Genomic DNA, 26,806 nt, shown 5'->3' on the forward strand with positions numbered 1-26,806 from the left:
TTATTCTTTGTGGAACGGGCATCTTGCCCGTTCTTCTTGAGAATAATTCAACAGTGAGTTATAACTGAGTTATATTCTTTACGGTTGGATCGGAATTATTTAACCGCAGAGAGCACAGAGGACACAGAGGAAGACAAGAGAGAGAATTACCAATCCAATCACCAATAACTAATCAACCATGACACTCAACTTATTAGATAAAATAGGCAACTGGAATCCCCAGTTATTTCGAGAAATCAAAGGCCGCTTGAAGATTGGCAATATGGCGCTAGCCTCTGCCCTTTCCCTAAGCGGTCAACTGCTGCTGTTCATGTATTTCAGAGCCCAGATACCCGTTCCCCCTGCTAATGGGAAGTACACTAATCCCATCTATCACAGATTTTGCACTTTAGATGAGGCGGCCAATTCCTATGAAAAAATCTGCGTCAGAGATGCCTTCAGCAACTTTGTCATTAACTGGCGGGAGTGGTGGCTAGAGATATTCGTTTGGCTGAGCATATTGAGCGTGTTAGCTTTATTAGTAGCAGGGACTTATATGCTTGTCAGCGACTTAGACAAGGAGGAACGCCGCGGCACGCTCAACTTTATTCGCCTCAGTCCCCAGTCAGCAAAAACAATTTTTCTCGGCAAAATGCTCGGCGTCTCAATTTTACTGTATCTAGCAGCAATTCTGACAGTACCGCTGCATTTGTACGCTGGATTAGCCGCTCAAATACCCCTGCATGAAATTTTATGTTTCTACATAGCGGTTGCAGCTAGCTGTGCTTTGTTTTACAGCAGTGCGATGCTATTTGGATTGACAACCAGTTGGTTGGGAGGATTTCAACCTTGGTTGGCTAGCGCTACGGTTTTTGTTGTGTTTGGGATTTCTTGGCTGCCGCTCACGCGAACTGCTGGGGATGTGTTACATTTTTTGTCTCCCCTTGCTATGCTGAGATATCAGCTTTTTAGAGTTGATAAAACTGATTTCGATTCGTTAGTTGAAAACTTAGACAAGTTGCAATGGTTTTACTCGGCCGTGGGTACAAATATTGCGAGTGGCATTGCTTTGTCTCTCTTGATTTGTGGTACAGGAACCTACTGGATGTGGCAGGGATGGCAGCGCCGCTTTCCCAATCCCAGCGCTACAGTTTTGAGCAAGCGGCAAAGTTATTTGCTAGTTATCTGCTGTCAGGTAATATTTTTAGGGTTTGCACTCCAATCAGACGCCCCAGAGAACGCTAATCTCATCTGTTTACTTATCTTGAATTTGGTGATGTTCTTAGCTTTAATTGCAGCTTTAACATCTGACAGACAATCATTGTACGATTGGGCGAGGTATCGGAAACAAATCGTTCCCAGCAATCAGAAGCTGTGGCGGCGCTACCCACTACTCGATTTAATTTGGAGCGATAAAAGTCCGGCTGTAGTTGCGATCGCGATCAATTTCCTCAGCTCAGTAATAATTTTAACACCTTGGGCGCTGTTGGAAAAAAGTGAGAATAATGCATTTGGGGGTGTAATTTTCTGCATGAATCTTATCCTAATTTACGCAGCCATCACCCAACTATTCCTATTTACCAAAACCCGAAATCAGGAAATTTGGGCCGTCGGGACAGTCGGCAGCGCTATCTTGTTGCCACCTCTGATTTTATCTATGCTTTTGCTAACCCCAGAAAAAGCTCCTATTCTCTGGTTGTCTTCAACATTTGGTGCCTTTTTGCCTGCGGTGTCTCTGGCAGCGTCAGGAAATACGATTTTGCTCTCCATACTGAGTCAGTGGACTGTCTTGGTGTTGTTGAACCTCAAATTGCGATCGCAACTGAGACTCGCAGGGCAATCAGCTTCTAAAGCACTGCTGAAAGCTTGAAAAAGCAGGGGAAGGGATCAAACGTGAAACTCCGATTCAGGCAGGGATTTAAACCCCTGCCTGAAAGCTTAAGTCGTCTGAAAACGACTGTTCAACTAACTTGTTATGCCTATTCCGCATTTATAATCCACTTTATATTGAGCGATGGTTGTCGCGGCTACACACACAAAGCCCATCTTCCCAGGCTTTAATACTAAAGTTGAAAAAAAATTCTGACTGTACAGATCCAAAATTATAGAGTGAGCGTATATTACTAATGAACGCAGTACAAAATTTCATAGGTTCGCACCGCTACCCATTTCAGCTTGCCTGTTTGCAGTTGAGCTGCGATCGCCCTTGGCTACACAGCAAACTATAAAATACGGCTAAGCGATCTGTATTTAGGAGTAGGTTTATTGGAATCGGGGGGCGGCTTTATATATCATTTTGGCTGGGTGTAATACTTTTATTCCAACCCATCCCTACAGCCGAAAATAAGAAAAACTATCCTAAAAGTGCGAATTTGTGATATTTTGACTGAGAATACCACCGCCGTTAGGCAACAGAAGTATCAAAATTAGAGGGTGATTAGAAAATGGCAGAAATTAGAGACACCGCCCAAGCAAACTTGCTAGCAGGAACTCCAGAAGATGACCTGATTTTTGGTTTGATGGGCAATGACACCATTGCCGGAAACTCTGGTAATGACAGCATTTATGGAGGAAAACAAAGCGATTTAATTGAGGGCAATTTAGGTCAAGATTCGCTCTTTGGAGATTTAGAGAACGACACTGTTAACGGCGGAGAAGGTAACGATTTTTTAGTGGGCGGAAAAGGCAGCGATTCCATATCGGGCAACTCCGGTAATGATGTTTTGTCGGGCGATCGAGATACTGATATCCTGATAGGCGGAGACGGGGCTGACTTATTTGTTTTGAGGCGCTACGCGGAGGCAGATCCTGGTCGTACCAGCGGCGGTGTTAGTTTGGCAAATGCAGACGCGATCGCCGATTTTGTACCAGGTACAGATTTAATCGGTTTGGCGGAAGGTCTCAGTTTTAGCGACTTGAATATTCTGGAAGCTGGAAACGATACTGTTATTCAAGACCGAGTGACTGGAGAATTTCTCGCTACTCTCAGAGGGGTGAGACAAAGTTCGATTAACCAGGCAAGTTTCACTAATAATATTGGCAGCGTTGTTCCCAGCCCCCCGCCTCCAGCGCGGACAACGGCTTATGCTTTAACTCCTGCTAATCGGATTGTCGGTTTTAGTCTTTCCAATCCCGGAAGTGTCATCACAGATTTGCCCGTGACTGGATTGCAAGCGGGAGAAAGTTTGCTGGGAATTGATTATCGGCCGGCTAACGGTGTGCTATACGGTGTGGGTTCTAGCAATCGCTTGTATACTGTCAATCCGATGACTGGGGAAGCAAGTCCAGTCGGTAACGGGCAGTTTGCTGTTCCCCTAACTCCGGGGGCTGCGGGTTTTGATTTCAATCCGACAGTCGATCGAATTCGGTTTGTCAATCAAGCCGATCAAAACGCCCGCCTCAACCCGGATAACGGGGCACTTGTGGATTTTGACACGCTGGCGGGGGGAATTCAACTCGACGGGAATTTGGCTTATGTTGCGGGCGATCGCAATTTTGGGTCAAATCCAGCGGCGGCAGGGGCTGCGTATGTGAATAACTTTGCAGGGGGAACTTCGACAACCCTGTTTGTAATTGACAGCGATTTGGATGTTTTGGTGCGACAAGATCCGCCGAATAATGGAGGGTTGAATACGATCGGATCTTTGGGAGTTGATGCTACTAGCGTTCTCGGCTTTGATATCAGGAGTATTGGCGGCCGCGAGGTGGCAGTGGCGGCGCTGGAAGTCGGTGGCATTTCCGGCTTGTACAATATCAATTTAAGTAGCGGTCAAGCTTCCTTTGTCGGTCAAATTGCCGACGGAAGACAGATTAACGGTTTGGCTTTGCCTTTGCCTACAGCTTACGCCTTAACTGTCAGAAATGGCGCCGAAACAATTGTCGGTTTTAACGAAGCGGCACCGCGGGCAATTCTCAGTGACGTGGCAGTTACAGGGTTGCAGCCGGGAGAAAGTTTGCTGGGAATTGATTTTCGCCCCGCTAACGGTGTGCTATACGGTGTGGGTTCTAGCAATCGCTTGTACGCGATTAATCCAGTTACTGGGCAAGCAAGTGCCGTCGGTAGCGGGCAGTTTGCTGTTCCCCTAACTCCGGGGGCTGCGGGTTTTGATTTCAATCCGACAGTCGATCGAATTCGGTTTGTCAATCAAGCCGGTCAAAACGCCCGCCTCAACCCGGATACGGGGGCAATTGTCGATTTTGACACGCTGACGGGGGGAGTTCAACTCGACGGGAATTTGGCTTATGCTGGGGGCGATCGCAATTTTGGCAATCCCGGCGCGGCGGCGGCTGCGGCGTATGTGAATAACTTTGCAGGGGCAAATTCGACGACACTATTTGCAATTGACACCAATTTAGATGTTTTGGTGCGCCAAGATCCTCCCAATAATGGGGTGTTGAATACGATCGGATCTTTGGGAATTGATGCTGGTACCGTTCTCGGCTTTGATATCAGGAGTGTTGGCGGTAACGAGACGGCTTTGGCTGCGATCGAGGTTGGCGGAGTTTCCAGCCTGTACAATATCAATTTGACGACTGGTCAAGCTTCGATTGTCGGTCAAATTGGTGACGGGCGAGGGATTAAAGGCTTAGCACTGACTTTGATTTAAATAGGGGAAGGAAGAAGGAAGAAGGAAGAAGGAAGAAGGAAGAAAAATAATTAAACTTTTTTAATTTACCAATTCCCAATTCCCGATTCCCGATTCCCAATGCCCAATTTGAGTTAATCTATTATTTTGACAAACAAGATAAGATGTTATCTCAAGTTTTTTACTTGCTACGTTCCCGCAGTGACGGCAAATATCTGTCCGCGAATCCCAATCCAGATGCGGCAGTGAGTTACCTGCTGATGTTTCGCGAAGACTATGACGCTTTGAGTTATCTCAATGCCCACGCTGCTGATGTTGCCGATCGATTCGGAGTAGAATCGATTTCCGGTTCTCAGGTAAAAAAGCTACTCGAACGTTGGGGCTTTAACGGCGTGGGGGTTGTTCAAGACCCGCTGTTACCCAATATTGAGTTTTTATTGACAAAGGATTGACAATTGACAAGATTTGCGCTTCACCCGGTTGCTGGAAGAAATCGGGTTTTTTTGTCAAGTTTTGGGGCGATCGGTCGATCGAGCTTGTACAGTTCTGTGCCCCATATCTAGTGCAAATTGTCAAATATATTAACCTTTTACCCTAAATCTGAATCCTGTTGTATATTCGTAGTTTGATATATTCCGACACGTCAGTACACAACCTATGGTTCGAGAATTAGAGCGATCGAGTGCCAGCGACAAACGCAACCTGTCCGATTTCCCCGAAACAGCACCCGCAGCCAATCCAGTATTTTTTAGGACTTACAGCCGCCGTACCGAGACAGGGCGGGAGACTTGGGAGGAGGTGTGCGATCGAACAGTCAAGGGGCTGCAAAAGCTGGGAAACCTCACCCCCGAAGAAACACAACTGCTGCACCAGATGCAAAACCAGCTCAAAACCCTCGCTTCAGGCCGCTGGCTGTGGGTAGGTGGCAGCAAATGGATCGAGCAACCAGAGAATTTTTCCGGCGCATATAATTGCTCCTCAACAAATATTCTCGACTGGCGTTCCTTTGGCTTGTTAATGGACTTGGCAATGATGGGCTGCGGCACCGGCGCAGTCTTGGAACCACAATATATCAACCAACTGCCGCCGATTCGCAACCGTTTAACCCTAACCATGCAAGGCGAAATCGGCTCTACACCCGCCCAGTCGCGCCGTCAAGAAACAGAAGTAAAAATAGCAGAAAAAACCGCAACTATTTATGTCGGAGATTCTCGCCAAGGTTGGGTAAACTCCTATCAAACTTTGCTGGAATTATCCACAGATGAAAGATTTGCAGGAGAAGTTCAAGTTTTTATCGATTTGAGCGATGTTCGCCCCGTGGGAGAACCTTTAAAAGGTTTTGGCGGAGTAGCAAATCCGGTGAAATTGCCCGACCTTTATCAGCGCTGCGCGGCAATTTTGAATAAAGCTTTAGGGCGGCAGTTAAATTCAGTTGAATGCTGCGTGTTGATTGATGAAGCTGCGGTCACGATCGTCGCTGGAAATATTAGAAGATCGGCCGGAATGCGTCAGTTTTCTTTTGATGACGAACTGGGGGCAAATGCTAAAAATAATTTGTGGCAACAAGATGAAAGCGGCAACTGGAGAATAGATCCAGAACGCGATGCCCTTCGGATGGCAAACCATACGCGAGTTTTCCATACCAAACCTACACTAGAAGAATGTATTGATGCTGTCCGCAAACAGTATTATAGCGGCGAAGGTGCGATTCAATGGGCCGGGGAAGCTGTAGCTCGATCTAACGTTGATTTACTTTCAACACCGAGTCTTAAACTTGAGTTTTTGAAAGCTTATGACGAAGGAAAAGCTAAAGAGTGGTTGCAGGAACGCTATCCTAATATGACTGCTGGCGAGTTAGAGCATCGGTTAGTCCGTGTGGGCTTAAACCCGTGCGTGACTGCTGATACTTGGGTTCATACGGAATTTGGTCCACGCCTGGTTAAAGACTTAATCGGGAAGCAACATGGGACTTACGTCAACGGCGAACTCTTTAGCACAACGGCTGATGGCTTTTTCTATACGGGCGATCGCACTGTTTTCACCCTATCCACCAAAGAAGGTGTCTCGCTACGTCTGACTGGAAACCATCAAATTTTACGGGTCAGCGCTCAAACCCAAAAGCGTCAATACACCGAATGGGTAGCGGCTGAGGATTTGAAACCGGGCGACAGTATTTGCTTACACAATCACCGAGGAATTCAGCCTTGGCATGGTGCGGGAACCTTTGAAGAAGGGTGGCTACTCGGCAGTCTCGTCGGTGACGGGTCTTTAGCAGAAACCCAATGGAACGACCAGGCCATATTACGATTTTGGGGTGACTCTCAAATAGAGATGGCTGAGTATGCAGTCGTAACCCTCCAGAAAAATGTAATTTGCGGTGCGAATTTAGGAGGCCACTATCATCGCCAACACAATTTGCATCAAGTCGCTTCCAGTGGGCTTGCCAAACTAGCGGCACAGTTCAACATTCATCGCGGTAAAAAAGTAGTTACGCACGAAGTTGAACAAGCAAGCTACGAGCTTTATCGTGGATTCTTACAAGGGTTGTTTGATGCTGATGGCAGTGTGCAAGGAACGCAGAATAAAGGCATTAGTATACGTTTAGCCCAAAGTAATCTCGAATTACTCCAAGCTGTTCAGCGAATGCTGCTGCGCTTGGGAATTGTTTCGACGGTTTATCAAAATCGTCGGACAGCAGGTTATCGTTTGATGCCCGATACCAATCGTGATATGGCTCCTTACTTCTGCAAAGCGCAGCACGAATTAGTCATCGCTAACGACAATCTGATTTACTTCCTCGATCTCGTTGGTTTCCGTCAGCCTGAAAAACAGAAAAAACTGGGCAATTTATTAAACGACTACAAGCGTAAGTTAAACCGCGAACGTTTTGTTGTAACAGTTCAGTCACTTTCTCTCAGTGGGATAGAATCCGTTTACGATTGCACGGTACCCGGTCCATCTCAGTTCGATGCGAATGGTATTGTGGCGCACAACTGTGGTGAAATCATCGGCTCTAATTTTCATTGTGTCAGTGGCGACACTCTGCTAATTACTAGAGACGGACTGCATAAAATAAAGGACGTTGTTGGAACTGAAATCGAAATTTGGAATGGTAAAAGATGGAGCTGCGTCACACCATTTAAGACAGCGAGTGATAATTGTGGCGGGCGACGCAAACTTTATCGTGTAAAGTTTGGTGATGGTACTTATCTGGATGCCACAGAATATCATCGCTTTTTTGTCAAGGATCGCTTTGGTAAAGTTTACAGAGAAGTTCAAACCAAAGACTTGATGGATACAAGTCGGTATAGCATTCATACTGAACCTTTTACAATTCAGTATGAAGATGGCTTGAATATCGATTCAAGTTATGCTTACACTTTGGGGGTGGCTGTAGGAGATGGGACTACAGACAAAAATGACAATGCGAAAGTTCGACTTTACGAACACAAAATGGCATTATCAGTAGCAGGAAATAAGTCTCCTGAAAGAAGCTATGACTATTTACCTGCTTTTACCGATGTAACTAACTTGAGCTTTTCTGGAGAGTTGCTGAAAAGTTTGAAAGTTAACCCAGAAGCACTAAATGTAATTGCGAGCTGGAATCGGCAAGCAATTTTACATTTTATTGCTGGATTAGCCGATACTGACGGCTCGAATACCCACAGTAATGGTATCAGAATTTATATTTCTGACCGCGATCGCGCTTTCAGAGTTCAGTTACTTTTGACCAAATGTGGTATTCGTTCGTCGCTAAATCTTTGCGCTCATCAAGGGTCAATTACTAATTACGGTGTCCGAAGTCGGGATTTGTATTACTTGCAAATTACTGACTGTGGTGAAATTCCTTGTCAGCGGTTAGATGTGAGCAAAGGGACGAATGCTAAACACAAAGGTAAATGGCAAGTGGTCAGAAGTGTCGAAGAATTACCAGGATTGCACGATACTTACTGCTTCAACGAACCAGAGTTTCATAAGGGAGTTTTCGGCAATACCCTAGCTGGAAACTGTAATCTTTCTGAGATCCACCTCAATCAACTTGACCCTTACAATTTCAAAGAACAGGAGGAAGCTTTCAAGGCGGCGGCTCTATCTGTCGCGGTACTTCTCAATCACAAATTTCTTGAACCCCGCTATCAATACAGCCGCGAACTAGACCCGATTGTCGGCGTATCTTTCACGGGATTGTTCGATTTCTTCGTTCATGCTTTTGGCGTTGAGTGGCTGCGCTGGTGGGTGGAAGGCCGCCCGCAAACTCCCCAAGGAATTGCTTTTAAACAGCGGGAAGAAGAGTATTTGAGTGGTTGGCGCGAGATTGTCGATCGGGTAGTATGGGATTATTGCGATCGCCATTCCTTAAAACGCCCAAATCGCTGCACAACCGTTCAACCATCGGGTACTAAATCTCTGCTGACAGGTGCTTCCCCCGGCTGGCATCCGCCGAAAGCCCAGCGTTTCATTCGCCGAATCACTTTCGGCAAAAACGACCCCGTAGCCCTCGCCTGCATCGACTACGGATACAACGTGATTCCGTCTCAATCTGACAAAGATGAAAACGGCAATTTGCTGAACAATCCCTTCGATGAACGCTGCACAGAATGGCTGGTAGAAATACCTGTTGCGGTAAGTTGGGCTGATTTACCCGGTGCTGATGAAATTGACATTAACAAATTCTCAGCGGCGGCACAAATGGACTTTTATATGCAAGTGCAAAAGTTCTATGTCAGACATAACACTTCGGCCACGATTGAACTGCGCGAAAATGAAGTGGAAAGTTTGGGCACTCGGATTTATGAAGCGATTCGCGATGATGAAGGCTACATTTCCGCAGCGCTTTTAGCTCGGTTTGATGCTCTTGAAACTTTCCCGCGTCTACCCTTTGAACCGATAAGCAAGGAAACTTACACCAAGATGGTGGAAGAGACTTTAGCGCGTCGCCAAATAGATGTTTTTCATGCGGCACTAAGTCGCTATGACTTAGGTGAAATGATGGATTCGGGGCCGGCGGGCTGCGATTCCGATAAGTGTTTGATGCCGGAGACTAAGACTATGTAATAGCGTTGAAAGAAATCCCCCGTTTGGGGGATTTTTTTATGTTTAATACCCAATCCGGGGCGTGAAAACCCTTTTATCATCTCTCAGGCGTAGGGTGCGTCGCCACCGACAATTCTCGCGAATGGCAAGTATTATCGAGCGACGCACCCTACCATACAATAAAGGGGGTATGTTACCCGGATTTAGTATAATTTCAAGTTAACAAAAATCGTAGGGGCGGGTTCACCAACCATAATTGCCTAAAATCAATAATCTCGTAAACCCGCCCCCACCCAACGATCAAGTCGTTCCGTATCAGGCATAATTAATTTGTCTCCTTAACCATAGGAATTCTGAAATCGGTGCAGTGAATGAGTAGTGTGGGGGAAAAACTCAAACAGCGACGCCAATCGCTGTCTTTGACACAGCAGCAAGTTGCTGATGAATTGGGCGTGACTGTAACCACTGTGAAAAATTGGGAAGCGGGCAGACATATTCCAAAACTCTATCTCGAACAGACGAAAGCATTGTGCGACCTCCTGAAGCTGTCCTTAGACGATTTGGTAAATTAAATATTTGTATGGTGCGTCGCTACGAGATTTTCAAGGCGAACCGCAGATTATAGACAGCGACGCACCCTACGGTATCTATATCCGTTGATTATTCGGCGGTTGAAACCGCGTCTTGTCAAACGAAGTCCACCTGCGCGGACTAAGAAATGAGGGGGATATTTAAGCCGCATTTGGTTATCGTAGAGTAAAGTTGTGCTGAATTCAAAGGCAGAGGCTAAGGTTCAATGTCAAACCATCAAAAGGAACCTAGAGAATACGATGCCGTCCTCGGCGGTCAAAGTTCAATTCCTGTCAATGCTGCGGTACTCGGAGGCATCCCAGGCGTTAAAAGCCGCTTAGCTTCGCCCGCTGTCGAAGTTAGAATCGCCGCACTCTCTGAAGCGCTGAAATATGGAGAAGCTGGGTTAGATTTGATAAGAATTCAAGCATTGCGGGATAACTCAATGCAGCTAAAATTAGCTGCCTATGCACTGCTGAAAGATAGGGATGACTTAAAGATAAAACCGCAGTTCCAAGACTATCTCCCCACATTTGAATTTGATGTCATCACAGTAGATTCGTATGGGAGAGAAAATAGCCGCACTAAGTCATTTGCTCACTTTTTTCCTGAAGACTTAGGTAACTCAATTGTACTAGAAATGGTTTACATTTCCGGCGGCACATTTATGATGGGTTGCCCCAACGACGAAGAGGGAGTAAATTATCAGCAAAGTCACCAGCATCAAGTCACAGTACCCACTTTTTATGCAGGCAAATACCCCATCACCCAAGCACAGTGGCAAGCAGTGATGGGAAACCACCCATCCCGTTTCCAAGGTGAAAAACGTCCTGTAGAAAATGTATCGTGGGATGATGCCGTAGAATTCTGTGGCAAACTCTCGCTACAAACCGGGAAAAAATATCGCCTATTGAGTGAAGCAGAATGGGAATACGCCTGTCGTGCGGGTACAACAACCCCATTTCATTTTGGGGAAACCATTACCCCGGAATTAGTCAACTATAAGGGATACGGGCGCTACGCAAACGCCCCCACAGGACTTTCCCGTGAACAAACAACCGATGTCGGGAGTTTTCCCCCCAATGCTTTTGGACTGTGCGATATGCACGGCAATGTTTTGGAGTGGTGCAGCGATACGTGGCACGAAGACTGGAACGGTGCACCAACTGACGGAAGTTCCTGGGAAACTGGCAGAAGGGATGTTCGAGTCCTGCGTGGCGGTTCCTGGTTCGATACTGCGCTTACTTGCCGCAGTGCCTATCGTGTCAGGGTTTGTGTGGGCCATCGCTTCCAGCTCATAGGTTTTCGCGTGGCTCTGGTTTTCGCGTAATCTCCGTAGCTAGATGACCTACTTATTTAATAATATCTTTTCTCTTTTGCAGCAGCAAAGTTACGCTTAAATAAACTGCTGCGTGCAATCCTAAAATTCCCCAATTCAAAGCCAAGTTTTGCCAAGTTGGTTGGTAGACTGCACTCTTATCGAATAAGTGCGGTAAGATTGTACGATCGCACAATCTTACCGCACTTTTCTCAACCGTTCACATAATAATCGCGCGTTCCCTTCGCATTCATCGCTTCTCCGAGTCGATTTAACCCGTACACGTAAGCAGCAGTTCTCATGGAAACTGACAATTCCTGAGATTTTCTCCAAATTGCCTCAGTTTCTTCGACCATTTTATGCTTCAACCGCTGGTTGACTTCATCCAGCGTCCAATAAAGCCCGCTGCGGTTTTGCACCCACTCAAAATAACTAACCGTTACGCCTCCGGCATTGACTAAAATATCAGGGATTACCTGAATTCCCCTCGCTTCTAAAATCAAATCAGCAGCAGAATCAATCGGCCCGTTAGCTACTTCAAAAATAAACTTAGCCTTAACATCATTAACATTGGCTTCTGTGATTTGATTCTCCAAAGCTGCTGGAACCAGCACGTCTACATCTAATGCTAAAAGCTGTTCATTTGTCAAGATTTCGTGTTCGATAATATTGCAAACAGAACCTTCGCAGTAAAGAGCTTTGATACCTTTGTTAGAGTCTTTAAAACCTCGAATACTGGGGATATCCAGCCCTTGTTTAGCATAAATTCCCCCTTGGGAATCGCTGACAGCAACAACTTTGTAACCTGCTTTCCAGAGCAGTTCAGCTATTTCGGCACCGGCATTACCAAAACCTTGTACCGCTACAGTTGTATCTTGAGGATTTAGCTCAAATTTGGGTAGAAGAGTTTGTACTACAAAAAAAGCACCCATTGCTGTTGCGGTATCTCTGCCCAAACTCCCACCAATTGTCACTGGTTTACCAGTCACAACCGCTGGAGAAAGCTGCCGCTTAATAATATTGTACTGATCCATCATCCAACCCATAATCATGGGATTGGTGTAGACATCCGGCGCGGGAATATCGACATCGGGGCCGATGAAATCTGCGATCGCATCGACATAGCCCCGGCTCAACCGTTCCAATTCCAGTTTGGACAATTCCTTGGGATTGAGAGTAATTCCGCCCTTGGCTCCTCCAAAGGGCAAGTTCAAAACTGCACATTTAAAAGTCATCCAAAATGCTAAGGATTGCACTTCATCAAGGGAGACTCCCGGATGATAGCGCACTCCTCCTTTAGACGGGCCTCTGGTATTGTCGTAGCGCACCCGATAACCTTGGAAAATTCGCAGGGAACCGTCGTCCATCCGCACGGGTATCGATACAATTAAACTGGATTTGGGGTGTTTCAGCCGTTCGATCGTATCCTCGGAAAGGGACACATATTTTAAGGCTCGTTCTAATCGGCGGCTGGCATCGGCAAATAATGATTCAGACATAATAAGTTAGTTGACTGTTGACTGTTGACTGTTGTTAGTTGACTGTTGTCAGAGAGAAGAAGGCTTCTGGTGCTTAAGCTAATTTAATCACAATCCTGGTTGAATGCTGCCTCCTTTCTTCTGGCAACAGTCAACTACCTTGTGTCGATCGACTTTTCGAGCAGTGCCAAGCAGCGATTAAGCAGATACACTTACAATAGAGGGTGATATTTAAGCTCAAGCCGCAATTTGAGTTCGATCGCTCAAATCACTGGCAGCCATCAGGGGAATTAAATTCTGAAATAGATCGAGGCTTTAGCTGACGTTAGAAACTGAATTATTATTATGGTTGGACTCCTAGCCGCACTCTCTGCGTCTGCGGCAGGGGGTATGAGAATTGCCCTGCCCCTGCTGTTAATTGGTTTGTTGCGGATTGACAAACTTTGGTCGGAAATACCTCTATTGTCGGGGGTTCCCCCCCAGGTGGCTATCACCATCTTGGTGAGTTGGTCGCTGTTAGAGTTATTTGCTTCTAAAACCTTTGTAGGACAGCGGGTACTGCAAATTGTGCAAATTATTTTCAGTCCCATTGTAGGAGCAATTATGGGAATTTCGATCGCTCAGGTAAGTTCGATCGACGAAATTATTGCTCACCCTTGGATGCTGTGGATAATTGGTATTGTCGGAGGTTTGTTGGCTTTAGTGCTGCAACTGGTACAAGCAGGATGGTTTTACCGGCTGCGGGGTTTGCCGATTTGGGTGATTTTCCTCCAAGATGTTCTGTGCATTTCCTTGGTTTTGTTTGCCTTTGACGCCCCGCGGCAGGGAGGATTAGTGGCTATGATCCTGCTGTGGCTGGCAATTCGCAGTTCTAAAGAGTGGTATCGCTGGTACAAAAGTCAGGGAATACCGGGCGATAGGGGAAATCCCCGCCGCCGCAAGCGCGATCCTGATTAGTTAGTGATTAGTTATTGGTGATTAGTTATTGGTGATTAGTCATATCGTTTACGGTTGTTTCGGAATGATTTAACCGCAGAGACCGCAGAGGGCGCTGAGGAAGAGAAGAGAGAGATGAATAATTCCGATACCAACGGATTTTATATCATTAGTCATTTTTAACAACAGTGAACAGTCAACTGTCAACTGTCAACTGTCAACTGTCAATTTAAACTGATATCTTGTACCATTCTCGCTTAACAGGCAAGATGCCTGTTCCACAATAAAATTCACTCTTTGTGGAACAGGCATCTTGCCTGTTCATAAAAAGCTTATTGAGAATGGTGCAACATTTGAGTTTAAAGCAATCCGATCGAGTGTAGCGGGCCCTGACCCGTAATTAACTCCAGCAATAGTGCCACAAAACCAATCATCGCCACACGACCGTTCCAGACTTCCGCCCCCGTGGTCAAACCCCACTCCCACTGCTCTTGAGGGTACATTTTCACTTTCTTGGAAGGGCGTATAACATCGGAGAATTTAACGCTGGGAGATTCGATCGACTCGATGACTAAATCAGCCAAGGCTTCAATAAACACCGGATGAGTATTCAGGGCGGGCACTCGGTAGAAATTTTCAATCCCCGATTCTTCTGCTAATTCTCGATACTCCATGTCAATTTCTTGTAGAGTCTCGATGTGTTCGGAAACAAAACTAATCGGAACTACCAACAAATCTTGGACTCCATTTTCTGCCAATTCGGTAATGGCGTCTTCGGTGTAAGGCTTGAGCCATTCCACCGGGCCAACCCGACTTTGATAAGCTAGAGTGTGTTCGTTCGATCGATCTAAATGTTCCATAATCAGACGAGTGCAATCTTCAATCTCGCGCTGATAGGGGTCTCCAGCCTCTTCTACGTAGCTGAGGGGGACGCCGTGGGCGCTGAAAAAGATGTGAACTCGATCGGGATTCGGATTGTGGTCTAGTTGTTGGGCTATCAATTCCGACATTGCCTGAATGTAACCAGGCCGCTGATACCAAGAAGGAATCGCGGTATATTGTATATCCTTGAGGGCAGGATCTTTGCCCCACATTTCTTCTAGCTGCCGGAAGCTAGAACCGCTGGTGCTGATGGAAAATTGAGGATACAGCGGCAAGATTGTCAAATGTTCAATGCGATCGCGCTTAATTTTGGCTATCGCTTCTTCGGTAAAAGGATGCCAGTAGCGCATCCCCACGTATACTCGAGCATCTTGTCCCTTTTCTTGCAAGAGTTCTTGCAGGGCTAGGGCTTGTTCCTCGGTAATTCGCCGCAAAGGAGAGCCGCCACCGATTTGGCGGTAGTTTTCCTGGGATTTTTGAAAGCGCAGGGTCGAAATCAACCAGGCGAGCGGTTTTTGCATCCACGGAAACGGGATGCGAATGATTTCCGGGTCAGCAAACAAGTTGAACAGGAAAGGACGGACATCCTCGATTTGATCTGGCCCGCCCAAGTTTAATAGCAATACTCCCACACGACCCATAGCGGTTACAGCTCTCCCATCGTCTCAGTTCTGTTACTTATCTTTATGATATAACTTATTGACACTCCTCGACTATCAGGCGCGAGGATTCTTGGATCAATGACTGACCTTACTATTCACTATCCTTACGGCAATGCTTAAACCTTTCAACCGTGGTCTACCACCAATTGACGAGCTTAACTTAGTGAATCCCAGAGGGTCTATCTCCCCAAGCGTACTAGGATACGAACCTAGAGTTCAGGCGTGCCCCGCCTTACTTGAACCGTCAACAAAGTGTTTCGTTCTCTGGATATTGGGATGTTATTTTTAAATCCCTAGCTGTATAGCGAGTTTTCGCTGCTCTTTGCCCCTAAATTTATGCCTGAAAGTGTGTCTTAACTGTTTCACGATGGCAAAGGAGTTTCACCTTGGCCACTTAATTCTAACCTGACTGAGGATTGTTTTGTCAAACATTTCACGTTTATCCAATAGAAAGCCGTCCTATAAGGACGGGGTTTTAAACCCAGTTTTTTGATAATATCTTAAGTCGATAGCAAGGTATACATAATTTTGACTATGGCAACAATTTTTAGAGATTTAAGTTATCGGTATCAGTGTATCTAGGATTGCGATCGCGCGTCTGGCTGCGAGTGAGCGTAGGCGGCAATACTCGTTTGGGTCAACTAGCCTGGGAAAATTTAACCGTCAGCGCCGAAACTAAAGTTTTAGACGGTTGCTGCGGTAGCGGTCAAACTAAGCAATTTCTGGTGCAATATTTCCCGGATGTCACAGGACTTCACGCTTCGCGATTATCTCTGCAACGGCCAAGGAAAAATGTACCATCAGCCAATTATTATTTAAAAGCTTTTGCCGACTGTCAGTTTGACAGGAGTACACAGCAGCGTTGCGATGCACGAAATGCAACGGGCGCAATTGCGACAAATCTTTCAGGAAGTATACCGCGTGCTTAAGCCCGGTGGTCTATTCATTTTGGTAGATTTTCATCGACCCACAAATCCGGTATTTTGGCCAGGGTTGGCTGTATTTTTGTTGTTATTGGAGACTGAAACTGCTTGAAAGTCGCTCGAAACTGACTGGGGAGTTTGTTGGCAGAGGTAGAATGGCGATCGTACAATTCCGAAGGAACTCCACAACCAAAACTTTATGCTGACGGCAGCATTCAAGTAATCCAAGTTCAAAAGTCAGTTGACAGTTGTCAGTTGACAGTTGTCATTAGTGCGCGGGGAAGAAACCGGGTTTCTACGAATTTTGGGTTGAGTGACGATAAATATCGGGAGAAACCCGGTTTCTGAGGTCGGCGCGCGCATCTTACTATACTTGTCAACTAATGACTAATGACTACTGACTAATGACTACTGACTAAACAAACTTTTTCGCTTCTGCCAAAGCTGCCTCAAACTTGAGCAATACATCCTTTTCGGTGTGAATAGCTTTCTCTTGTTCCAGCAGCGGGCGACCAAAGCGAAAAATGCCGTCCTGTTCTACGTGGTCTACATAAGGCAGCGTTTCTGGATGCGGCAAAAATTTTCTGCCGATTGGGTACGGCGTGTGGAAAGAAAAACTAAAATCGGGAAACTTGTCGCTCTTGATTTCGAGATAGTAAAGCGAGTAATAATCTTTGGTTTCGGAGTACACGCATTCGCGGCACTTATTTACAAGTTTGCGGTTCTGATAGAAAAAATCCCACTTATCCCAAAAGTAGCCATCTTTCATCATTTCCTGGTGGTCGTCGCACAGTTCGAGATATAATTTGTCAGAATCCGCCGGACGGTAGAAGTAAAGCATGGCGTAGGGCATCTCAATCAGTAACTTGACTGCTTGATTTTTTCGCTGATACCATTCCTGTTGGTGAGTTTCGTAGACTTCCTTATATTTATTAATTGCTTTAAAGCTGTTGAGCTGATTTTCTTTTGCCCAGCGCGATGCCCAAACTGTCCAGTAAGCTAGCTGGAAGGTTGCTGAAATTTCCGCCGAACCTTGTTCTTTCCAGTCGGCAATGATTTTTTCCCACTCGGAACTAAACGCTAGTCGTGATTGTTCGTTTTCTTCAGGCTTTTCTGTATTGATTGGGGTGGGTATTTGGTGATTATTTTTAATCAGCCCTTTGGGTTCTTTGCGCCAATTATTAATATCGGTTGGCGTTAGACTTAAGATGAATCTTCTGTCGTGAACGGGATATTCTAAATGGATTCCTGATTTGCGGAAAGAGCGGTATTCTAAAATAGGGAGTTTGTCTTGTTCAATCCACTGCTGGCGTTCTGCTGGCGAACACTTGAGTATTGCTTCTAATTCCACGGGATCGACGGCTAATTCACTTTTGAATGTCTCCCAAAATCTTTCTTGTTCGGCTGGATTTGCTTCCAGGAGGGATACAATTCGGTTGACGAGATGATCGGTTTGGTCTTGGCAATTTTCGGGAAGTCCTAAGAAGTCGAGGAGTTTGGTCTTGAGTATTCGTCTGGCTGAGATTAGCTCGGCTAACATGAGAAGCTCCAGTAGAGTCATGACTTGCGCCCTTGAACTGGCAAGATTTGCACAAGTCTTATCGGAAAGTTGGGTTTAAAACCCCGTTCTTCTAGAACGGCTTTAATTTCTTAAATCTATTCTAACAATACTCCGGACAGTTTTTGGAACGATACTACAAGCTTACGCGGGGCAAGGATCATAAAAAAGTCGAATTAAATGTAAGTCCGGCGTGGATCTGACATTGATTTAATTATCCATAGTGGCTCAAAGTCTTAGAGCATAAGCCATTGGGCCCTATAAAAACTGTCCGGACTATTGTTCTAAAAAATCAGGGAATTGCTGGTTTTTTTGTAGTATACTGCAAAAGTCAAGGTTAAACTCCTTTGCCCTCGTGAAACAGTTAAGACACACTTTTAGGCACAAACTGGGGACACAGAGCGGCGAAAACTCTTAAAACAGCTAGGGGATTAATACATCCTCGTTACCAGAAAACAAAGAACTTTTTCATTTGTTAGGTAGGGTAGGGCATATCCGAACTCTAGGCTCAGTATCCTAGTACGCTTTTGGAGACAGACCCTCTGGAGTGTTTTGAGTTAAGCTCGTCAATGGGTAGTATTTCCTACGGTTGAAAAGTTTAAGAATTGCCGCGAGGACATGGCGCTTAAAGGTTAGTCGATGAATTAAGAATCCCCACGCCTTTAGGCTGGGGAGTGTCAAATATCTTAATAGATTCTCCTGGGTTGTCGGCAATTGAAAGGTCTGCGCGAGGGAAGCTATCCCGATCGCGCCTGCTGGCCCGTTGCGGTAGGGTATCGCCCAACCTCCGCCCCCTCCCTAAGCTAAAATACTCAAAACCAGGGCAAAAGGCCGATCGACCTTTTGGCCTTATTGGCTAAAATCGATAATTGCGATCGCGCACCCACAAACTCACAGGCACAGCATGGCCTGTTTTGTCAACCTTTACTTCTACCAAAAAAGATTGTCGCTGGTTCCTTTGAGCTTCGCTAATCTCCTGATTGACTTTTTCCCTTTCATCCTCTGGCATATAATAAGTTTCTAAGCCGTATTCCATCTGCCAACCGTTATATTTGCCCTTAATTGCGATTTGGTTGGCGGGCAAATTAACGGGATTTTCCAGACTGACGCGGACGGGTTTCCAAGCTTGGGGGCGGCCGGGATTAGTCGCGGTTTTTGGCGCTTCTAAGATTACATAAAAACTGGTTTTTGCCTTGACACTGTGCGTATTTTGTGGACAAGCAACTCCGGGCGGGCAATATATTTTTTCCCCAGGCAAATCTTTCCAGCCGGGGAGTTTTTGGAGATTTGTGCGCTCGGAAATATCATAGCTCAAAACTTGGTAATATCCGCGCAAAAAGTCGTAAGGGTCTACTGGTGCTGTTTGCAGGACAACTGTTTTGCCAGTAATAAAAGTGTAAACTGCGGTGGCGGGTACGGCGGCAATTAGTCCGATTTGCAAGAGTAAAGGAACCCACATTCGCCACGCGGGAAGGCGTTTTGCTTCCGGGGGAAGCTGAAACTGATTTGTTGTATCTGCTGGATTTTTAACTAATAAGTCCATGTTGTTTGTGTTCATGTTATTTATGGGTTATATTGTTTACGGTTGTTTGGGAATGATTAAACCACAGAGAACGCAGAGGGCGCTGAGTTAGAGAAGAGAGAGATGAATAATTTCTATTCATCGGGGATTTTTGCGAAGTGGCGCTCGAACCACAAACCCGCAGCAATTACGCCAATTCCGCACAAAACAAAGACAAAAGATTTGAGCAACAATCCTGTGTTATATTCAAATACTCGGCTGATAATTTGCAGGGTGATTAATACCATGCCTCCCCAAAAACTCTGGCGGTTTCCTAATGCTAAACCTTCTCGGATTAAGCCGACAGCGAGCAAAAATGATAAAACATTGAACAGAAAAGTTGCTAATTGAGGAAGGGGAGTAAAATTGAAGTGAATAAGCGGTATTAAGGCGCTGGCGAGAATTAAAATGCCGATCGCACTTGTAGTCAAATCCACTGCTTTTTGTTTCGGCCGCCGGAGTTCCAAACGTCCCAAACGCAGCCACTCAAACACCGTAAAACCGCCCAAAACAACCACATTTGCCAGCAAAACCCAATCGGGTTCAGTTGGCGCAGGATTCGGCAAATCTTGCCAAAACCAGTGGAAAGAAAGAAAATAAAACAAACTGGCGAGAAACAGCAGTGCTAAACTGCGGGCGGTAGGTTGAAACAGCTTGTTGCGTACCTTCGGCCAGATTGCATCGTCGTATCCCCACAGCAAAGCGGGCGGTAGGGCACAAAAAATTGCAGCAGCCCAGGTTTGATGTAACCCTTGGACGATAGAAACTTGTAGGGAAAAAATTATCGCGATCGCACCTATGGCAAAAATAGCACGCGATCGACACCAATAAGCCAGCGGCACAAACATTATACTGGCTGCGATCGGCATTTGCCGCACCAAAACTTCCAGCCAAGAAAACTCGACTTTGGAAGACCAATCTAACACAGCAAACCAATAGCCCCAACCGATTAAAAGTGCGGACAAAACGCCCAAGGAAGTCAACCGCAAACTGTAAGCCATTCCGAGCACGCCGATTCCCCAAGCAAGGAAAAGTCCGTAGGAAGAACCGCCAATGTGGAACATTTGCGCCATCAATGCCATATTTGCTCCTAAAATCAGAGCTCCTAACAGCAACAATCCTTCACCTAGGAGTTTGTTTCGCCCTTTTGTTGCGGGCATATTGGGAGGGGAGTTTTGGCTTCGGGATGGGGGAATTCGCCACAGATAGAAACCTGCTGCATTGACTGCTACGAAAAGACTTAGCAGCAGTGCAACTCTCACTTCGCGTGACCAAACTTGCCAGTTTGCGGCTACAAAGGTGAGGACTCCTATACCGAGGAGAATGCCGCCGAGACTCATCAGAATGCTGAGGAAACGGTTGCGGGAGGCGGTTTCGAGTGTGTTGAATTGGTAGCGTTCCGAAAGTTGTTGGTAGAATGAAGTGTCGATGAGTCCTTCTGCTTGCCAGAGTTTGGCTTGATCTCGCAACTCGCGCCGAAATTTATCTGAAATCATTTTTAATATTCCAGAGGATTTGAACTCAATACGCTTGGGTTAAGCCCGATCCCCCCGGCGCCTAGGGCGGGCACGGGGAGTAGGGGTCGCACCGCCCCTACGAAGGGCAGGGCGGTTTCATTCTTGGTAGGGGCCGTGCCCCCGTGCCGGCCCTTTTGGCCTGAAACCCCCATTCGATGGTTGGTGGCGGGGGTAGGCACGGGGAGTAGGGGTAGCACTACCCCTACAAAAACCTCGTTTTTGGTGAGAATGAAACAGCCCTGCTTACGAAGGAAGGGACAAGAACTTACTCAAAGTCCCCCTTCTTAAGGGGGATTTAGGGGGATCTGGCCCGGAATAAACAGTTTTAACTGAACCTTATTGGATTTGAACTGTGATAGTTTTTAATATGTCACTTGTGAGTCGATTGTCGATGGAGGCTGGGACACCTGCTGAACTTGCACAGCAGATTTGATTGAGATCCTTCGGCTGTTGAAACCGTTTCTAGATAAACAAACTCCCAGCAGAAAGGAACGAATAAATCAAGGAATGTAATATTATGGTACAAGCTCAATCTAAAAAATTAACTTTTGACCGGAAAACGAGCCCGCCGGGCCCCTGGCTTTAGACACGGGGAAAAGTCGGTAGCGGTTTCAACCGCCTTGAACAATTCTTTATATTTAGACACACAGTATACAGGTTGGTTGGTATATACTGTAAATATGAAAACAAAACTAAAATCCAACAGCAATGTAACCTACTGCTGCAATTATCATATTGTGTGGTGTTCAAAGTATCGTAGGTCTGTGTTGATTAACGGTGTAGATGTTCGCCTGAAAGCGATTTTACAAGAAGTTTGCACTGAATTCAACGCCGAACTAATAGAAATGGAAGTAATGCCAGATCATGTTCATGTTTTAGTAGGAGTAGACCCACAATTCGGGATTGCCAAGTTGATCCGATATTTGAAAGGACGTTCATCTCGACTGTTGAGACAGGAATTTCCTTGGTTAAAAAGCAGACTGCCAACTCTGTGGACGAATAGTTACTTTGTTGCAACAGTTGGCGGTGCGCCACTATCAGTGGTCAAGCAGTATATCGAAAATCAAAAAAATGTCTAATTACGGATGCCAGCAAAACTTAATTAATGCTGATTTCAGTCTGAAAGCAATTTTAGAGTTTGTCTGTGGTGAATCAAACAAGCTAGCAAACTGCGCCTTGTACTACGGTCGTCAGTTGTATTTCAAAACTGGCAAAATCACTGGGAAATATGATTTCCATAAAATGTTTAAATCGAATTTGCATTTTAAGGCTCTGTATTCCCATGTCGCACAGCAAACTTTAACCAGTGTCGCTGAATCCTTCAGTTCATACATTGGGCGGCTATTGGGAATCAAATCTGGGACTGTTACGCAGCACCCAAAGCTACCAAAATACAGAAAAGATTCTCTGAAATTAGTGACATTCCCGATCGCGGATGTCAAACTCAAAAACGGGTTGTTACGGTTCCCACTAGGTAGTAAAGTCAAGCTTTGGTTTGGAATCGCAGAATTTTTCTTGCCGATGCCGTCAAACTTGGACTACAAGAAACTGGTTGAAATTCGGATTCTTCCCAGAAATCGCTGTTTTTACGCCGAGTTTGTATATCGAACAGAGGAGCAGCTTGGTAGTGCTGTGCTTCCCGGAAGTGTCCTGGGGTTAGATCATGGAATTAATAATTGGTTAACAGGCGTATCCAATGTAGGAACTTCTTTTATTATTGATGGACGACATCTAAAGTCTTTGAATCAGTGGTACAACAAGCGAATCTCTGTGCTGAAAGAGAACCGACCACAGGGGTTCTGGTCAAACCAGTTAGCCCGGATTACCGAAAAAAGGAATCGACAAGTTAGAGATGCAGTCAACAAAGCAGCAAGGATTGTAATCGATCACTGCCTTAAGAATGGGATAGAAACGGTAGTATTTGGATGGAATAAAGAGCAAAAACAAAATGCCCATATGGGTCAAAAGACTAATCAAAAATTTGTGCAAATTCCTACGGGTCGGCTCAAAGAGAGAATACTTCAGTTGTGTCATCAGTACAAAATTAAGTTCCTAGAAACTGAAGAAGCATATACCTCAAAAGCCAGCTTTCTCGATAATGATTCGCTGCCTGCGTTCGGTGAAAAAACTGAAGGGTGGAAAGAATCAGGAAAAAGAATAACTCGTGGACTGTATCGTTCAGCCGATGGTACGAAAATAAATGCTGATTGCAACGGCGCAGCAAACATTATCAGAAAAGTAGCGATAAAGCTAGGATTAGATCTTAGCAGAATCAGTAGCGGCGAATTGATAGCGCCTTTGAAAATCCGACTCTGGGTTCTTCAAGAATCCCCTCGCATGCACGGCATGGGGAGTATCAAGAGTACCTTAATTACTCACATGATACGGGTCAACGCTATGAGTTAATTGATGGGGAGTTAATAGCTTTGCCACCAGAATCTGAACCTAATAATTTCATTGCTAACTATCTATTTTTCTATCTGGCTAGCAGCGGGCTAGTGCCACTTAGGCTGATTAAAACGCATAATTGCGAGGTTCAAGTTGCCGTTTTGCGATCGGGAGATGCGGCCAACCGCTACCCCGATTTGATAATTCTGGAACCTGAACATATTCCGCTGACAGCAATCAGGCTAACTATCACTTTCGATATGCTGCCTCCTCGGTTTGTTGTGGAGGTAGTCAGTCGGGGTAGAGTGGGCAGGGATCGGGATTACGATCCTCTTCGAGGGCTTCGCCAACGCAAACGAGCTCAGTACGCAGCGCGGGGCATCGCAGAGTATTGGGTTATCGATCCAATTGAACAAGTTGTGACGGTTTTGCGGCTTGAGGATGGGCAATATGTTGAGGTTGGGGTGTTTCGGGATGGAGAGGCGATGGTATCTCCGATGTTTCCACAGCTAAGTTTGACGGTTCAACAGATTTTGAGTGGAGAGGTTTAAGGGCGGATCGATAGCTAATTGGTTAGCATTCCTCTAACCACCTACCGATTAGTGAAAATCTCCACCCTCAACCTGATTGAGGCCATGTTTCAATCCCTGATAGGGATTTAGGTTGATTGCAACCTGTAAGTTTCGCTAACAGTCACACCATTTTTAGATAGTGACGTGAGAATATCATCAACCTTACTTTGCTAAATAAATCTAGGCGGGGAAAATCCTATTTCCCCGCCTAAGCCCTGTAACCCTTGCAGCTAAATAAAGAACTGACATATCCGAACCATGTGCTTGAATCACTACAAGTACGTCTTAAATCCTATACGTTGGTAAACTTAGTCTACTTCTACATCAGAGAAAATTTCCAAAAGTTCGTGTTCTGTAACATCGCAGTTAGTACACCCAAAATATGTGACACCATGAACAAACTCTTTTGACCACAAAGCACTCAGAGAATTGATACTTTTACAAGCAGGACAGTTAGCACTATAAAACAACTCATTAATCCAAGTCTGGCGTAAATTCCGATTACCCGACGGGACTATATTGTACTTACGTGCAATAGCTTTAAGTTCATGTAAAGTCTTTTTTTCTAGTTGTTTGATAGTAAACATAGTTTGAAAAAACGAGTTAGATAAATAAGTGTGTACCAATATTAAAGCATACGTTTGAGAATATTAAGGTTAATTCACAATCTTTAAAAGACCTTATCTAACCATATTAAAAGTAAAAAAACAGCATTGGAAAAATCATCCCTTTCTTCTAAGGTCATAACACGCGCACGATGATAAAATAAACCTTTGCCAGTGTCATCTTTCACGTTAGTTGTATCCATAACACGCTTAATAGTGTCAATCCGATGTAAAGCATCATCATCTTTGACTTGTGTTAAATCCCAATCCTTAAGCGCATCAGCACAGTGTTCTAAAGCTAAAGCTACACTACTCACTTCATTAGTTCCAAATGAGTCTCTACTCATAAGCTTTAATTGAGCTTTTGTTATTTGTAAATATTGGTTAGGGAATGGATGTCCTGCCATTTATCACCTCTAAAATGTCTCAATTTTTTATTCTAATACAAAAGTGGGTTTTAACCGCTCCAATCGCCCAGCGTCACCCAGTGTCGCGCTCCAACCGTGGCAACCGCTCCAACCGTGCCACCTTGCCACCTTGCCGCTAGACCTTGCCACCGCTCCAACCGCTCCGACCGTGCCACCGCCACCGCTTCAACCGTGCGACTGTTGCGACTGTGCAGCCGTGCCTGTGGTGCAATTCTGCCAGCCGTGCCAGTGCAACCCAACCAATCACCCCAAAACCTGTTAGACCGCGCTAGATGGTGCATTTTGCCAGCTTGTCAGTGCCAGCCGTGCGAGTGCGAGTGCCAGCGAGTCGATCGCCCCGTTGCCTCGGAGTCATCCGATCGCCCTGTTGAATCTGGCAATTTGAAGGGGTAACGACAGACTAAAAAAATTACTCCCTCAAAAAAACACCTACCCACAGGCGCAAATCTCAACCTTCAACCCGATTCAAATTCCAGTCGTAAGGCAAAAAAACGATCGCCCATCCATCACCCACAGCCGCCTCCGTCCCCAAATAACCGCCCACATACTCAGCCACCGAACCCGCCGCCTTTACAAAATCCTCGCCGTACCACTTAAAAATCTTGCTCAAATAAAGCGTCTTTTTCTCGGCATCATATCGCACCTTATCAGGATTGTGAATAAAACGGCTCGCATCCGCTTCTAGTTGAGTCCGTACCGACTCCGGGAAATAAGCCCCCCGGCGCAGCAGCGGGCACCCGACAGAAGCGCAAACTAATGCAAAATGGATGCGCGGTTCCGCAAATTCCGGCCGCAAAATTCCGTGTTCGATTTGATTGAGACTGTACTTTTTGCCGCCAATAATCGAATTTGAACGAGTGAAAAAATCCAAAAAACTCAGCCAGTTGGGAATTCCCAAAATTTTGGGACGGATCGACGCGATCGGATATACTTCCAGAACTTGAGAAATTGCGATCGCATTATACGCATTCAGCCACAACGCCAGCCGCGCATCCGCATCAGTACCATCCGCCAAATCCACATCGGCCAAACTTTCCAGCCACCCCCTCAAAACATCCGCCCCCTCAGCTTTCCAGCCCCGATAATTGACGCGGCCGAAATCGTCAACGTAGCGTTGCAGCAACTCGTCCCAAATCGTAAAGTCGATCGTACCGATCATTTATTACTATCCATAATATAAGGCGGACATGGCTTTAACTTCTGCTTCTATTTAATACTACCCTCAACCCAAATAACACCTGCAACGGTAGCATTTTTTAGATTAGCCCCCTCAAACGGGCTCTGGATTAAATTAGCTTGAGTAAAATTAGCGCCTTGTAAATTAGCTTGCCGCCAAGAAGCCCCGCTCAAATTTGCCCCGGATAAATTAGCTTCCCTAAAATTTGATCCTCTCAAATCTGCCCCTTGCAAATTCGCATTTGCTAAACTCGCGTACCGCAGGCGAAGGCAGATCAAATCGCCGCCCGGACACTGGTTAGTTTACCGCAACTAATTGATTTGCTGCGGGTTAGGTGCAATCACTGGTGTAGCCAACCCGAAAATCATTCCCCATGAAACTGCTCCCAAAGTTACAGATTTCCTGCTCTTTACATTCTACAATTTTAACTACCAGCCGGGAAGTCCCTCGGTATATTTAGAGGGGATTAATCTGAGCGCTGCGCGAAGTACCTCGTTGGGAATTACTCCTTGGGATGAAAGGCTCGTCGGGTGTACGTACCCAAAGCGACAATTAGACATTGCGAGTACCTTTAACTTTGATGTACTTCCTAGATATTAAAACAAAAGAAATGGTATATTAAGGTAGGTCGA

At 45.7% G+C, this 26,806-nt stretch carries 24 protein-coding genes; 14 read left to right on the forward strand and 10 right to left on the reverse strand.

Translation table 11 applies throughout. The annotated features are described in order from the left end of the window. The first annotated feature begins 178 nt into the window (after window positions 1-178). From QT990_RS21650 to QT990_RS21675, 6 genes are all read left to right on the forward strand, one after another. The gene (locus tag QT990_RS21650; RefSeq protein WP_333142520.1) at window positions 179-1,849 is read left to right on the forward strand and encodes a hypothetical protein; all 1,671 of its coding nucleotides are present in this window, start codon (window positions 179-181) and stop codon (window positions 1,847-1,849) included. Between the two features lie 574 nt (window positions 1,850-2,423). Then, on the forward strand, window positions 2,424-4,586 hold the full coding sequence (locus QT990_RS21655; RefSeq protein ID WP_333465729.1) for a DUF4394 domain-containing protein: 2,163 nt from the start codon (window positions 2,424-2,426) through the stop codon (window positions 4,584-4,586). A 143-nt stretch (window positions 4,587-4,729) separates the two neighbouring features. Then, window positions 4,730-5,017 carry a hypothetical protein gene (locus QT990_RS21660; RefSeq protein WP_006630975.1) on the forward strand — a complete coding sequence of 96 codons (288 nt, stop codon included), beginning with the start codon at window positions 4,730-4,732 and terminating at the stop codon, window positions 5,015-5,017. 205 nt (window positions 5,018-5,222) lie between these two features. Further along, window positions 5,223-9,620 carry a ribonucleoside-triphosphate reductase, adenosylcobalamin-dependent gene (nrdJ, locus tag QT990_RS21665; RefSeq protein WP_333465730.1) on the forward strand — a complete coding sequence of 1,466 codons (4,398 nt, stop codon included), beginning with the start codon at window positions 5,223-5,225 and terminating at the stop codon, window positions 9,618-9,620. A 350-nt stretch (window positions 9,621-9,970) separates the two neighbouring features. Further along, on the forward strand, window positions 9,971-10,171 hold the full coding sequence (locus QT990_RS21670; protein ID WP_333142523.1) for a helix-turn-helix transcriptional regulator: 201 nt from the start codon (window positions 9,971-9,973) through the stop codon (window positions 10,169-10,171). Between the two features lie 224 nt (window positions 10,172-10,395). Then, window positions 10,396-11,499, forward strand: coding sequence for a formylglycine-generating enzyme family protein (locus QT990_RS21675; RefSeq protein ID WP_333408801.1), 1,104 nt, complete (start codon window positions 10,396-10,398; stop codon window positions 11,497-11,499). A 22-nt stretch (window positions 11,500-11,521) separates the two neighbouring features. Here the strand turns inward: QT990_RS21675 and QT990_RS21680 are convergent, their stop codons facing one another. After that, window positions 11,522-11,683 carry a hypothetical protein gene (locus QT990_RS21680; RefSeq protein WP_333142525.1) on the reverse strand — a complete coding sequence of 54 codons (162 nt, stop codon included), beginning with the start codon at window positions 11,681-11,683 and terminating at the stop codon, window positions 11,522-11,524. A gap of 16 nt (window positions 11,684-11,699) precedes the next feature. Continuing rightward, window positions 11,700-12,986 carry a Glu/Leu/Phe/Val dehydrogenase gene (locus QT990_RS21685; RefSeq protein WP_333142526.1) on the reverse strand — a complete coding sequence of 429 codons (1,287 nt, stop codon included), beginning with the start codon at window positions 12,984-12,986 and terminating at the stop codon, window positions 11,700-11,702. Window positions 12,987-13,310: 324 nt separating this feature from the next. Between QT990_RS21685 and QT990_RS21690 the strand changes: the two genes are divergently transcribed. Beyond that, complete coding sequence (locus tag QT990_RS21690; protein WP_333142527.1) at window positions 13,311-13,922, forward strand: DUF4126 domain-containing protein; 612 nt, start codon at window positions 13,311-13,313, stop codon at window positions 13,920-13,922. Window positions 13,923-14,260: 338 nt separating this feature from the next. Here the strand turns inward: QT990_RS21690 and hemH are convergent, their stop codons facing one another. Beyond that, the gene (gene hemH / locus QT990_RS21695; protein WP_333142528.1) at window positions 14,261-15,424 is read right to left on the reverse strand and encodes a ferrochelatase; all 1,164 of its coding nucleotides are present in this window, start codon (window positions 15,422-15,424) and stop codon (window positions 14,261-14,263) included. Between the two features lie 593 nt (window positions 15,425-16,017). On the opposite strand from hemH, the gene QT990_RS21700 reads away from it, so the two are divergent. Genes QT990_RS21700 through QT990_RS21710 form a run of 3 tightly spaced genes read left to right on the forward strand, consistent with a single transcriptional unit; the run spans window position 16,018 to window position 16,716 of the window. Then, window positions 16,018-16,374 carry a hypothetical protein gene (locus tag QT990_RS21700; RefSeq protein WP_333142529.1) on the forward strand — a complete coding sequence of 119 codons (357 nt, stop codon included), beginning with the start codon at window positions 16,018-16,020 and terminating at the stop codon, window positions 16,372-16,374. Then, window positions 16,322-16,480 (forward strand): class I SAM-dependent methyltransferase, encoded by a 159-nt coding sequence (locus tag QT990_RS21705; protein ID WP_333305477.1) that lies wholly within the window; start codon window positions 16,322-16,324, stop codon window positions 16,478-16,480. The genes QT990_RS21700 and QT990_RS21705 overlap by 53 nt, the downstream gene beginning before the upstream one ends. A 29-nt stretch (window positions 16,481-16,509) precedes the next feature. Then, a complete protein-coding gene (locus tag QT990_RS21710) occupies window positions 16,510-16,716 on the forward strand; it encodes a hypothetical protein (protein WP_333142530.1) in 207 nt (68 codons plus the stop codon). A 67-nt stretch (window positions 16,717-16,783) separates the two neighbouring features. Here QT990_RS21710 and QT990_RS21715 read toward each other — a convergent pair whose 3' ends face one another. From QT990_RS21715 to QT990_RS21725, 3 genes are all read right to left on the reverse strand, one after another. Then, window positions 16,784-17,908, reverse strand: coding sequence for a hypothetical protein (locus QT990_RS21715; RefSeq protein WP_333465731.1), 1,125 nt, complete (start codon window positions 17,906-17,908; stop codon window positions 16,784-16,786). Between the two features lie 874 nt (window positions 17,909-18,782). Then, a complete protein-coding gene (locus tag QT990_RS21720) occupies window positions 18,783-19,484 on the reverse strand; it encodes a GDYXXLXY domain-containing protein (protein WP_333465732.1) in 702 nt (233 codons plus the stop codon). 98 nt (window positions 19,485-19,582) lie between these two features. Beyond that, a complete protein-coding gene (locus tag QT990_RS21725) occupies window positions 19,583-20,983 on the reverse strand; it encodes a DUF2157 domain-containing protein (RefSeq protein WP_333465733.1) in 1,401 nt (466 codons plus the stop codon). A 701-nt stretch (window positions 20,984-21,684) separates the two neighbouring features. On the opposite strand from QT990_RS21725, the gene tnpA reads away from it, so the two are divergent. Genes tnpA through QT990_RS21740 form a run of 3 tightly spaced genes read left to right on the forward strand, consistent with a single transcriptional unit; the run spans window position 21,685 to window position 23,943 of the window. Next, complete coding sequence (tnpA, locus tag QT990_RS21730; protein ID WP_333103011.1) at window positions 21,685-22,083, forward strand: IS200/IS605 family transposase; 399 nt, start codon at window positions 21,685-21,687, stop codon at window positions 22,081-22,083. Next, on the forward strand, window positions 22,076-23,410 hold the full coding sequence (locus tag QT990_RS21735; RefSeq protein ID WP_333465734.1) for a transposase: 1,335 nt from the start codon (window positions 22,076-22,078) through the stop codon (window positions 23,408-23,410). The genes tnpA and QT990_RS21735 overlap by 8 nt, the downstream gene beginning before the upstream one ends. Beyond that, on the forward strand, window positions 23,332-23,943 hold the full coding sequence (locus tag QT990_RS21740) for a Uma2 family endonuclease (protein ID WP_333465738.1): 612 nt from the start codon (window positions 23,332-23,334) through the stop codon (window positions 23,941-23,943). Before QT990_RS21735 ends, QT990_RS21740 begins: the two co-directional genes overlap by 79 nt. 329 nt (window positions 23,944-24,272) lie before the next feature. On the opposite strand, the gene QT990_RS21745 is transcribed toward QT990_RS21740, so the two are convergent. Both QT990_RS21745 and QT990_RS21750 read right to left on the reverse strand, forming a co-directional pair. After that, window positions 24,273-24,551 (reverse strand): hypothetical protein, encoded by a 279-nt coding sequence (locus QT990_RS21745; protein ID WP_333465735.1) that lies wholly within the window; start codon window positions 24,549-24,551, stop codon window positions 24,273-24,275. A gap of 83 nt (window positions 24,552-24,634) precedes the next feature. Further along, entirely contained in the window at window positions 24,635-24,976 is a 342-nt protein-coding gene (locus QT990_RS21750) for a hypothetical protein (RefSeq protein ID WP_333465736.1), read from the reverse strand. Between the two features lie 96 nt (window positions 24,977-25,072). Between QT990_RS21750 and QT990_RS21755 the strand changes: the two genes are divergently transcribed. Next, window positions 25,073-25,390 carry a hypothetical protein gene (locus tag QT990_RS21755; RefSeq protein WP_333338467.1) on the forward strand — a complete coding sequence of 106 codons (318 nt, stop codon included), beginning with the start codon at window positions 25,073-25,075 and terminating at the stop codon, window positions 25,388-25,390. 55 nt (window positions 25,391-25,445) lie between these two features. On the opposite strand, the gene QT990_RS21760 is transcribed toward QT990_RS21755, so the two are convergent. Then, window positions 25,446-26,156, reverse strand: coding sequence for a DUF547 domain-containing protein (locus tag QT990_RS21760; RefSeq protein WP_333465737.1), 711 nt, complete (start codon window positions 26,154-26,156; stop codon window positions 25,446-25,448). Between the two features lie 47 nt (window positions 26,157-26,203). Then, on the reverse strand, window positions 26,204-26,452 hold the full coding sequence (locus QT990_RS35850) for a pentapeptide repeat-containing protein (protein ID WP_445305445.1): 249 nt from the start codon (window positions 26,450-26,452) through the stop codon (window positions 26,204-26,206). Window positions 26,453-26,806: the final 354 nt, after the last annotated feature.

The sequence above is a fragment of the Microcoleus sp. T3_B1 genome (assembly GCF_036700445.1).
GTDB lineage: Bacteria > Cyanobacteriota > Cyanobacteriia > Cyanobacteriales > Microcoleaceae > Microcoleus.